The sequence below is a fragment of the Azospirillum sp. B506 genome, assembly GCF_000333595.1.
Classification (GTDB): Bacteria; Pseudomonadota; Alphaproteobacteria; order Azospirillales; family Azospirillaceae; genus Azospirillum.
In genome coordinates this window covers 1-10,159 of sequence record NZ_BADK01000380.1, presented here as the reverse complement: position 1 = coordinate 10,159, position 10,159 = coordinate 1, and the positions used below count along the sequence as shown (strand labels likewise).

The window sequence follows — 10,159 nt, the reverse complement described above, 5'->3', positions numbered from 1 at the left end:
ACGCTTTATGAGCACTTGCTTTCNATCGTTCACATTTATCTACTCTTCTTTGAGAAAGGATATCGTCAAGTCTTGCCTTCACGCTCGGTTGATTTTCTCCTTTAGCCGTTACGCCTGTCGGCAATTCATCCTGGGATAGGATCCAGACCATTGCGGGGCGAGCGTATACAATTCGCCTCCCTGGGACCGTAGCCGCAGCGGGGTTGGAGTGCTGATACTCAAATAGCTTCCTCTCTATAATCAAGCTATCCACTGTCACATGCGTTGACATATAGGTCAATTCCGGACTTAGCAAGGGGGGCTGCCGAACCTTCGCAAACCTCTGGCAGTAAGCGGGATGGAATTTACCTATTCGAAAGGTGGAGAGCCAGAAATAGATGGGTGATAAATGAGCGGCATACGCAGGTATGCTGCTATAGTTACAAGTATGGGTGTTGAGTGCTTATGGTAGGCGTGATGCATGAGGAATAATTCGTAAATGAATTTTCTACATAAGATGTCAGGTTATATTTAATGAAGCAGAATATTTCCGGGTAAGCAAAAGAATTGCATGGCTATAATACGACAGTTTTTACTTAATAGGTGATTATATCCGTGGTAATTTTCTGTTTACTTTTCTAACATTATTATGTTTCTCTTTATTTCTTGAGTCGCACTCCAGGGCCTTCTCCGTTTTCATCGATAAAAATCACTCCTCCAGCTTCAAGGGCGGTTCTGATGGCAGAGAGGGTACGTTCCCGCAGCCGCTCGCCACGCTCCAAGCGTACAATTGTCTCAGGCGTGACTTTTGACAGGGCAGCCAACTCTCTGACGCCTAGGCCGAGAGCTGCGCGAGCCATTTTGCATTGAACAGATTGCATATCATAACCGTGTTAGGATTTTGATTGACCCTCAAGGTCGATCGAAATATCCTATCATTGTTCGCATATCCGGACAATGAGCGGCCGGACCAGAGGCTTGCATCTTCTGATCCGGCCTAGCCACAGACCACAATTGGAGCTTCGGATCATGGCTGATTCCGAAAATACCACATCTTTGCCTGAGTTCAGCCGTCTAATACCTCCAGTCCCACCGACGCTCGACCTTCGTCGGCTCTGGTGGATGAAGCTGGACGTTACGGCGCTGCTTAACAGCACGTTCAACATGACGGCCGATGATACGGGGTGGCGTTGCGGCATCACGCTCTACATGAAGGCATGGCATCAGGTGCCCGCCTCAAGTCTTCCCGATGATGATGCGATGCTGTGCCATATGGCCGGCTTGGGGCGCGATCTGGAAACGTGGCGCCGTGTCAAAACTACCGCCCTGCATGGCTTTGCCAAGTGCAGCGATGGCCGGCTGTATCACCCCTTCCTTGCTGCACAGGCTCTGGAAGCCTGGGGTGAGTTCGAGCGGATGAATGCCCGCCGAATCAAGGATCGCGAGCGTAAGCGCGCACGCGGAAGTGTGAAAGAGGCGTCCGAAGGAATTCCAGCGGAAAAATCTCTACAGAACAGGACAGAACAACCTCCCCCCTTTGTCCCCCCGGACGGCGCCGCCGGATTTGACATCGCTGGTTCGGCTTCGCTGGGTAGCGACAGGAACGTCCCGGAGAGTCGGCCACGATCCAGCAAGGGCGGACGGAAAGAACGCCTGCGTTCCGGCCCTGATCGGGTGTCGGATGCGAATGCGCAATGGCGCTGCCGCTTGGCTGTGGGACCGGAAAAGCCCTGGCTTTCGTCCTGGGGACCGCAGCCGGGCGAGCCTGGATGCGATGCGCCCGCCGCCTTGGTCGCGGCCAGCCCTTGGGGTCAGCGTTTATCCGCAACTCCTGCCGAGTGAGCCCGACATGATCAAAGCCAATCTGGTGTTGGGCTGCGCAGGTGAATTCCAGCCCTCGTATGAGGCGCTTGCCACGGTCAGCGATACTCAGGAGGTGGCCCATGGGTGACGCCGCCCTGTCGATCACTCCAGCGCGACCGGCGCCGACGCGGCGCGCTGTGCTTGCCGGGGGTGTAGCGTTTACCGCGGTTCCCGACGCCAAGGTCATGCCGCCGATCCGCATGGCGAAGGGCGCTCCGGTGCGGGATCCCGTGGTCGATCTCTGGTCCCGCTACATGGCGTTGGAAGCCGACGTCGAGGCGGCTTGGACCCTTGTTGAGGCAGCAAAAGCGCGGCTGCCCGGATGGGCGCGGGAGGCGGGGTGGCCGGTCTGGACCGATGCCATGATCGCGGAGCACCGTCTGCCGGAAGCATGGACGGAGCCCGGCTTGGCCGAACTGGTGAGGCTTCACCGGGAGCGGCTGTGGCATTGTCCAATCGGAGACAATGCAGCCCGCATGCAGTGTGTGGTGGAGCATCGGGCGCGTGTCCGTGCCTGGATTGCCCGCGTGCGTGAACAGCGACATCTCCGAACGGCTGCCGGCGTTCCCGAACTGGTGGCGCACGCAGAAGCGCTGTGGGATCGCCGTAGCTCCATCGAGGCGGAGATCCTGCGCATCCGCCCTCTGACCGTGCCCGGCGTGGTGTGTAAACTTCTGGTCTGGCGGGACAACCTTGATGGCCTGGACGAGGATGGGGCCGGCTTCACCGACGACATTGTCCTGTCGGTTCTGGCCGACCTTCAAGCCGGAGTCGCCACTGGTGCATCTTCTCTGCCGCTGAACGCTGCCGGGGACGATGTCCGCTTTCTCGCATGGAAAGCCGAGTTGACAGAGTTGTTGGGCCGGCGCTTTGAAGTGGACAAACCGTCAACGCATCACAGACGGATCGACGCGCTGGAGCGGTTGATCGCCTGGACGCCAGCATCGGGGCATGTGGGTGCCCTGGTGAAGCTGCGACGGCTGGTTTGCCCAAGGCTGGGTCTGTTCGCCTGTGGACATCGGACGGACGGAGACACCGAGGCGATGATCCGCGACGTAATGCGGGTGATTGCCGCGCACGTCGCGGATGGCTCCGATGGATGAGCGCCGTTCCGCCCTACTGGACAAAGCCGTCGGGCTTCTTGCGGCAGTGTTTCGCACCATGGACCCGAAGGAAAGGGACAGCCTTCTGGAGCTAATGGATCAAGCAGGTAATGCGTCCGGGCCTGACAAGGTACGCTTAATGAAATTAATCCACGAGCGCCTCAAGAGCCACAACGATGGTAATTGCTCGTAAACAAATCCTGTCATAGATACAGCGCTATCACCCACTCTTGTGGGGTGGGGCGGTGGCGCTTCTATGCAGAGGCATGGAGAAGTTCACATGGCATCTGTACGGAAACGTGAGTGGCAATACAACGGCGAAGTAAAAACCGCTTGGGTTGTAAACTATACAGACCAGTCTGGGAAGCGCCGGTTGAAGACGTTCGACCGGAAAAAGGAGGCAGATGCATATCGGCTAAAGGTGGAGACGGAAATAGAAAAAGGTGAGCACACGGCGGATGGATCGTCCGCAACTGTCGCCCGAGTATGCGATCAATTCATAAAAAGCGCAGAGGAGCGCTATAAGGTAGGCTCTATTGGGACGTCAACATTTTACAAGTATAGGCTGGCTGTCGATAGGTACATCATCCCCGCAATTGGAAGTCGTAGATTTAACTCGTTGTCATGGTCTGATCTGGAAACTCTTCAACGGGGGTTTTCTAAAATATCTCCTGCGACAGCAGAGGGATATCTTACCACCCTGAAAATGATTGAGGATTATGCGATCCGGCGGGGTTACACTAAGAAGAGAATAGTAAGAGATTATCGTCTGGATTTTGCATCTTCAAAAAAGAAGAAAATTCGGATACCGGCTGTCGAAGATATACTCTCTATATTGAAAGTTGTCGATGAAAGGCCGAGAAACTATGTTATTCGTGGCCATATGCTTCTTAGGTGCTTTGTCCATCTGGCCGCTTTCTGTGGGCTGCGGTATGGTGAGATTGCTGGGCTGACCAAGGATAATATTGACCTAGAAAATAGAATGATAATGGTCCGCCATTCTCTCACAAATTGGGATGAATTGAAGGAACCAAAGACAGAGGCTGGCATTAGGAACGTTCCAATACCGGCCCATATCGTCGCTCTATTGAAAGAGTGGATCGAGAAGCACCAATTGATGAATGACAGAGATCTTGTGTTCCGTACGAGCACTGGGTGTCCTATCAATTCTGGAAATTTCCATACGCACTTTTGGCATCCTCTGCTAAAGCGGGCAGGACTGTATTCAACCGATGGGGATCAACTCCATTTTCATGCGCTTCGTCACTTTACGGTGTCGTTTATGCTCAACCAGGGCATTCCGGTAACGGAAGTGTCTCGACATGTAGGGCACAGTCGTTCGGACATCACCTTGAACACCTACGCTCATGCGTTGGCAGATGACGGGCAGAGGCAAGAAGCGATGGACCGCATTGCAGATGTATTGTTGGATCGAGCGCGCGTCGCTCCCCAACCGACCTCAATGGAGCGCATCGGCGAGCGTAATCGCAAGGATCAGGCGCGACCTGCGGAATAGTACGGATGGTTCCGGCCGCGACAAGATCGCGACATAGTTCATTAAAGCATTGATATAGAACAGACATATTCCAGATGCAGAAGACTTCGGCAGTGGGGAAATCGCGCCGATGCTGCGCGACACCCCGGTGCTGAAGCCGCTGATCCGGCCGACCCGCAAGGGGGAGAAGCAGGACAACGCGACCTTCTACCAGCTGAGCAACGGCGCCAGCGTGCGCGTGGTCGGGGCCGCGTCGGATGATGCCTTCCGTCGCTACTCGGCCCGCTTTCTGTTCGCCGACGAAATCGACGGCGACGGCTGGACGCCCGGGGCCAAGACCCAGGGCGACAAGCTGAAGCTGTTCTGGACCCGCGGCGAAACCTTCTGGAACCGCTCGATGGTGCGCGGCTCGACCCCGTTGCTGTACGAGACCAGCCGGGTGTGGAGGCTGTGGCTGGCATCGGACCAGCGCCGCTACTTCGTGCCCTGCCCGCAATGCTCGGACGCCGCCGGCCAGCTCGACGGCTGGCAGTATCTGGACTGGGGCGGGCCGGACGTGCCGCACGGGCTGAAATGGAGCCTGGACGCCGAGGGCAATCTGGACAAGGTGTGGTACGTCGGCACCTGCGGCTGCATCATCGACGAGCGGCACAAGGCATGGATGGACGCCAACGGCGAGTGGCGCCCGACCGCCAGGGCGAAGGTGCCCGGGCATGTCGGCATGCATCTGTGGACCGGCATGTCGCTGAATCCCAACGCCGCCTGGCCGGCGATCGTCCAGGAATGGCTGGAGGCGCAGGCCGATCCGGCGACGCTGGTGCAGCCCTTCATGAATTTGCGGCTGGGCCGCCCCTACCGGGCGACCTATGGGCAGGAGGTCAGGAGCGGCAGCTTCATCGACCGCATGGAGCCGTACCTGGCCGAGCTGCCGGCGGGTGTCGAGTTCATTACCGTCGGGGTGGATGTCCAGTCGGGCAAGGTGAACCCGCGGCTGGAGGCCTCCGTCTATGGCTGGGGCCGCGGGCTGGAGGTCTGGCTGATCGGCCATTTCGTCCTGGCCGGCGATCCGGCCAAGGGCGAGGTGTGGGCGGCGCTGGACGAGCAGGTGCTGCTGCGCCGGTTCCGCAAGCCGGACGGCACCGCGCTGGACGTGCGGGCCAGCTGCATCGACTCGGGCGGCCACCATACCCAGGAGGTCTATGCCTTCGCCAACAAGCGCCGCTCCCGGCGGGTGTGGGCGATCAAGGGCCGCTCGGAAAGCCGGGGCCAGCGGGGCAGGGTGTGGCCGCGCAAGCCGTCCAGCAAGCTCGGCCATGTCTGGTACATGATCGGCGGCAACGCCGCGCGGGACTGGGCCTATGGCAGCCTGGCGGTGGACAAGCCCGGGCCGCGCCATGTGCATTTCCCGCAGGCCGCCATCGACGGCGCCCGGGAGCTGGACGACGAGTTCTTCGCCCAGCTGACCCGCGAGCGGCTGATCGTCCCGCGCGGCCAGCAATACACGGTGTGGCAGAAGCCGGCCGAGGCCCATGAGGCCGGGGTGTGCTTCGTCTATGCCTACGCCGCGGTGTGCGGCCTGCAGGCGCTGTCCGGCAAATACGTCAAGCTGGGCGAGGCCGATGCGGTGCCGGCGACCGACACGGACGACACCAGCGCAGAGGCGACACCGGCCGACGCCATCGCCGCGGCGGTCGCCCGGGCGCGCAGGCTGAGCCAGCCCGCCCAGCCGGCTGCGGCAGACCAACCGCTGGCGCCGCCGCCGCCGACCTCGACCGACAAAGGGGAGCTGTACCTATGACCGACGTCACCACCCTGGAGGCGTGGCTCGCCGACGCGCGGGCCGCGCACCATGCCCTGCGTCTTGGCCGGCAGACGGTCAGCGTGCGCTTCGGCGACCGTGTGGTCGACTACGCCCCGGCCAACGTCGCCCAGCTGGCAAGCTACATCGCCTCGCTGGAACGCCAGATCGCCGCAGTCAGGGGCCGGCGCGGGCCGACGGTGTCGCCCTATGTCGGGATCGTCGGCTGATGGCCACCGCTCCCGTCATCCTCGACCAGCACGGCCGGCCGATCACACAGGCGGAGATTCGGCGTGCCCGGGCGCAGGCGGCCATGGGCGCCTTTCTCGCCGGATCGGGCAACGCGCCCGAGCTGCGCGACTGGACGCCGGCGGCGGGCTCGCCCGATGCCGACCTCGACGGCGACCGCCAGACCATCGTCGCCCGCGCCCGCGACCTGGAACGCAACGACGCGCTGGTCTCGGGGGCCGTCCAGTCGCTGAAGGACAGCGCCATCGGCTTCGGGCTGGATTTCCAGTCGATGCCGGACTACCGGGCGCTGGGCATCGGCCGTGACCAGGCGCAGGACGCCGCCCGGCGCATCGAGTCGATCTGGCACGAGTGGAGCGAGGACCGCGACGCCTGCGACGTCACCGGCCAGCTGCCCTTCGGCGCGATGCTGCGCCAGTCGGTGCAGTCCGACCTCGTCGCCGGCGAAAGCCTGCAGCTGGCGCTGTGGCTGCCGGAGCGGCAGCGCCGGCTGGGCAGCCGCTTCGCCACCGTCATGCAGACGGTGGAGGCGGACCGGCTGTCCAACCCGCAGGAGCGCATCGGCGATCCGCGCCTGCGCGACGGTGTCGAGATCGACGGGTACGGCGCACCCGTCGCCTACCATATCCGCAGCAACCATCCGGGCGACCTGTTCATGCCGTGGGCGATGGCCGCGGCGGAGTGGCAGCGGGTGCCCTTGCGCGGTCCGGGCGGGCGGCGGGTGGTGATCCACTCCTTCGACCAGAAGCGCCCGGGCCAGCACCGTGGCGTGTCGGTGTTCGCCCCGGTGATGACCGAGCTGAAGCAGCGCGCCCGCTTCCAGCGGGCCGAGCTGCAGGCGGCGGTGGTCAACGCGGTGATCGCCGCGGTGCTGGAAAGCCCGGCGGACGGGCAGACGCTGCTGGACCTGTTCGGCGACGCCAACAGCTACATGGACATGCGCAACGCCCAGCCGGCGGTGCAGCTTGGCATCGGCCCGGGCGGCGCCATCCCGCGGTTGCTGCCGGGCGAGACGCTGAAGGGCTACTCGTCCAACCGGCCCAGCGCCGGGATGGACGGGTTCGTCACCACGGTCAGCCGGCTGATCGCCACCGGCATCGGCATGACCTACGAGACCTTCATGCGCGACTTCTCCAAGACCAACTACTCCAGCGCCCGCGCGTCGCTGCTGGAGGGCTGGCGCTTCGTGCTGTTCCTGCGCATGCACAAGACGCTGACCTGGTGCCGGCCGACGCTCGACCTGGTGCTGGAGGAGGCGGTGTGGCGCGGCTACCTCGACCTGCCGGGCTTCGCGGACAGCCGGGCGCGGCGGCAGGCCTGGCTGCGCGGGGTGTGGCGGGGGCCGGCGCGCGGCTGGGTGGACCCGGTGAAGGAAATCACCGCCGCGGCGATGCGGGTGCGGCTGGGCATCTCCACCCTGCGCGACGAGGCGCTGGACCAGGGCCGCGACCTCGACGACCTGCTGGACCAGATCGCGCTGGAGCAGGAGGCGCTGAAGGCGCGCGGGCTGACCCTGCCCGAGGTCAACTTCATGCCCACGCCTGATCAAGCCGAAGTACCTGCCGGCGCCTGACGGAGTCCCCCTGACATGTTGAAGACGATGCAGCCCGTGCTGGTGGCCCCAGCCTGGGCCGAGACGGCTGCTGCCCGCCTGGTGCGGCTGACCGAGGCGAACCGCGCCGGGGCCGAGCTGCCGGCCGGCTGCACCCGGCTGGGCGAGGTCAACGGCACGCGCCGGCCCTACGAGGTCGACCAGGGCGTGGCGGTGCTGTCGGTCGCCGGCCTGCTGGTGCCCAAGCTGGGATACATCGGCGGCAGCTGGGCCACCGGCTATGACGGGCTGCGCTTTCAGCTGGCGCACGCCTTCGCCGATCCGGACGTCCGCGCCGTCTGCCTCGACATCGACAGCGGCGGTGGCATCGCCCAGGGCTGCTTCGATCTGGTGGACTGGATCGTTGCCGCGAAGAAAGCGGCGGGCAAGCCGGTGGGAGCCATCTGCAGCGAAGAGGCCTATTCCGCCGCCTACGCCATCGCCTGCGCCGCCGACAGCATCGCGGTGCCGCGCACCGGCGGGGTGGGGTCGATCGGCGTCTGGCTGATGCATTGGGACCAGTCCCGCCTGCTGGAGGAGGCCGGGCTGACGCCGACCATCATCCAGTCCGGCGCCCACAAGACCGACGGCCACCCCTATGCCGCGCTGCCCGAGGCGGTGCGCGCCGACTGGCAGGGGCAGGTCGATGCGCTGCGCCAGCTCTTTGCCGAAACCGTCGCCCGCGCCCGCGGGCTGGACGTGGCGGCGGTCCTTGCCACCGAGGCCCGCTGCTTTGAGGGGCCGGACGGCACCGCCGAGGCCGTGCGCCTTGGGCTGGCCGATGCGGTCCTGCCACCCGACCAGGCCTTTTCGGCCCTGGTGGATCATGTGAGGGACACCCAGTGAAGACGTTCAGCTTCGCTCACCTGAACCCCTTCGGCCGCTCCAAGGCGGCGGACGGGGCGACCCAGGCGGGCACCGACAGCACCAAGACCGGCGAAGAGTCCGGTCAGCAGGATCAGGAAGACGACAAGGAGAAGCCGGCGGACGGTGACGAACCGAAAGCCGGTGGCCAACAGGCCGCCGCGCCCAGCGAGCGCGAGCGTTGCGCCGCCATCTTCGCAACACCCGCCGCTGCCGGCCGCGTCCAGCTCGCCGCCCATCTGGCCTTCAACACCGACCTGACGGTCGAGGCCGCCTGCGCCGCGCTGGAGGCGGCACCCATCGGCGCCCCTGCCCCCAGCGCCTCCACCGGCAACCCGCTGGCGCTTGCCGCCATGGACGCCCATCCCAACCCGACCGTCGGCGCCTCCACCGACGCCGGCAGCCTGAGCGACGACGAAAAGGCCGCCGCCGCGGTGCTGGCCAGCATGGCCGCCGTCGGGCTCATTGCGAAGAAGGACGGCACCCGATGACCTCCGCCAGCTTCTCCTCCCTGACCAGTCAGCCGCTGCCGTCCCTGATCGCCGGCGACTTCCCGCGCGTCACCCGGCTGGTGACCGTCGCCAGCGGCGCCGGAATGCTCCCGGCCGGCGCCGTGCTCGGCCGCATCACCGCCAGCAAGAAATTCACCCTGTCGGCCGCTGCATCCAGCGACGGCTCCGAAGCGGTGCGCGCCATCCTGGCCGAGCCGGTGGACGCCACCGCGGCCGATATCCAGGCCGTCGTCTACCTCACCGGCGAGTTCAATGCGGGCGAGCTGACCTTCGGCGCCGGCCACTCCGCCGCGTCGGCGGCCGACGCGCTGCGCGACCTGTCGATCTTCCTCTGAGGACCCCACCCATGGACATCTATTCGACCCTCGCCATGCTGGGGGTGCTGCAGTCGCTGCGCGCCAAGGCCCCCCGCTTCCTGCTGAGCATGTTCTTCCCGCTGGCCAGCTTCAGCGACGACGAAAAGATCATCTTCGACGTCGAGGTCGATGACATCGAGATCGCCCCTTTCGTCTCGCCGCTGGCTGCCGGCCGCGTCGGCGCCGACACCGGCTATGAAAGGTCGGGCCAGCCGGTGGCGTTGGCGAAGTTGCTGTTCTTCAGCCCCAATTCCTTCGCGCGCTTGCTCGCCTGTTCGGCGAAGGACTGCTCCGATCCGGCCAACGCGCTCGGCCAGCACGATGCAGGCGTCGTGCCGGACTGACGATC

At 63.8% G+C, this 10,159-nt stretch carries 12 protein-coding genes; 11 read left to right on the top strand and 1 reads right to left on the bottom strand.

What is annotated here, in order from left to right; all coding sequences use genetic code 11:
* Positions 1 to 638: 638 nt before the first annotated feature.
* Positions 639 to 839 (bottom strand): helix-turn-helix domain-containing protein, encoded by a 201-nt coding sequence (locus I71_RS35855; RefSeq protein ID WP_083897111.1) that lies wholly within the window; start codon positions 837 to 839, stop codon positions 639 to 641.
* Positions 840 to 1,101: 262 nt separating this feature from the next.
* Between I71_RS35855 and I71_RS35850 the strand changes: the two genes are divergently transcribed.
* The 11 genes from I71_RS35850 to I71_RS39665 all read left to right on the top strand — a co-directional run bounded on the left by I71_RS35850 (position 1,102) and on the right by I71_RS39665 (position 10,154).
* Positions 1,102 to 1,821 (top strand): DUF1376 domain-containing protein, encoded by a 720-nt coding sequence (locus I71_RS35850; RefSeq protein WP_159107373.1) that lies wholly within the window; start codon positions 1,102 to 1,104, stop codon positions 1,819 to 1,821.
* A gap of 101 nt (positions 1,822 to 1,922) precedes the next feature.
* The gene (locus I71_RS11690; RefSeq protein WP_042695029.1) at positions 1,923 to 2,945 is read left to right on the top strand and encodes a hypothetical protein; all 1,023 of its coding nucleotides are present in this window, start codon (positions 1,923 to 1,925) and stop codon (positions 2,943 to 2,945) included.
* Positions 2,938 to 3,138 (top strand): hypothetical protein, encoded by a 201-nt coding sequence (locus I71_RS11685; protein WP_042695028.1) that lies wholly within the window; start codon positions 2,938 to 2,940, stop codon positions 3,136 to 3,138. Before I71_RS11690 ends, I71_RS11685 begins: the two co-directional genes overlap by 8 nt.
* An 87-nt stretch (positions 3,139 to 3,225) precedes the next feature.
* Positions 3,226 to 4,461, top strand: a complete 1,236-nt coding sequence (locus I71_RS35845; protein WP_159107372.1) for a site-specific integrase — start codon at positions 3,226 to 3,228, stop codon at positions 4,459 to 4,461.
* A 67-nt stretch (positions 4,462 to 4,528) separates the two neighbouring features.
* On the top strand, positions 4,529 to 6,238 hold the full coding sequence (locus tag I71_RS11680) for a terminase gpA endonuclease subunit (RefSeq protein WP_280109871.1): 1,710 nt from the start codon (positions 4,529 to 4,531) through the stop codon (positions 6,236 to 6,238).
* The gene (locus tag I71_RS11675) at positions 6,235 to 6,468 is read left to right on the top strand and encodes a phage head-tail joining protein (RefSeq protein WP_042695027.1); all 234 of its coding nucleotides are present in this window, start codon (positions 6,235 to 6,237) and stop codon (positions 6,466 to 6,468) included. The genes I71_RS11680 and I71_RS11675 overlap by 4 nt, the downstream gene beginning before the upstream one ends.
* Entirely contained in the window at positions 6,468 to 8,060 is a 1,593-nt protein-coding gene (locus I71_RS11670; protein WP_049976057.1) for a phage portal protein, read from the top strand. The genes I71_RS11675 and I71_RS11670 overlap by 1 nt, the downstream gene beginning before the upstream one ends.
* A gap of 15 nt (positions 8,061 to 8,075) precedes the next feature.
* The gene (locus tag I71_RS11665) at positions 8,076 to 8,924 is read left to right on the top strand and encodes a S49 family peptidase (RefSeq protein ID WP_049976056.1); all 849 of its coding nucleotides are present in this window, start codon (positions 8,076 to 8,078) and stop codon (positions 8,922 to 8,924) included.
* Positions 8,921 to 9,433 carry a hypothetical protein gene (locus I71_RS34950; protein ID WP_049976055.1) on the top strand — a complete coding sequence of 171 codons (513 nt, stop codon included), beginning with the start codon at positions 8,921 to 8,923 and terminating at the stop codon, positions 9,431 to 9,433. Before I71_RS11665 ends, I71_RS34950 begins: the two co-directional genes overlap by 4 nt.
* Positions 9,430 to 9,789: a head decoration protein gene (locus tag I71_RS11655; RefSeq protein WP_042695026.1), complete on the top strand. Its 360-nt coding sequence runs from the start codon at positions 9,430 to 9,432 to the stop codon at positions 9,787 to 9,789. Before I71_RS34950 ends, I71_RS11655 begins: the two co-directional genes overlap by 4 nt.
* Before the next feature lie 11 nt (positions 9,790 to 9,800).
* Positions 9,801 to 10,154 carry a major capsid protein gene (locus I71_RS39665; RefSeq protein WP_042695025.1) on the top strand — a complete coding sequence of 118 codons (354 nt, stop codon included), beginning with the start codon at positions 9,801 to 9,803 and terminating at the stop codon, positions 10,152 to 10,154.
* Positions 10,155 to 10,159 lie beyond the last annotated feature (5 nt).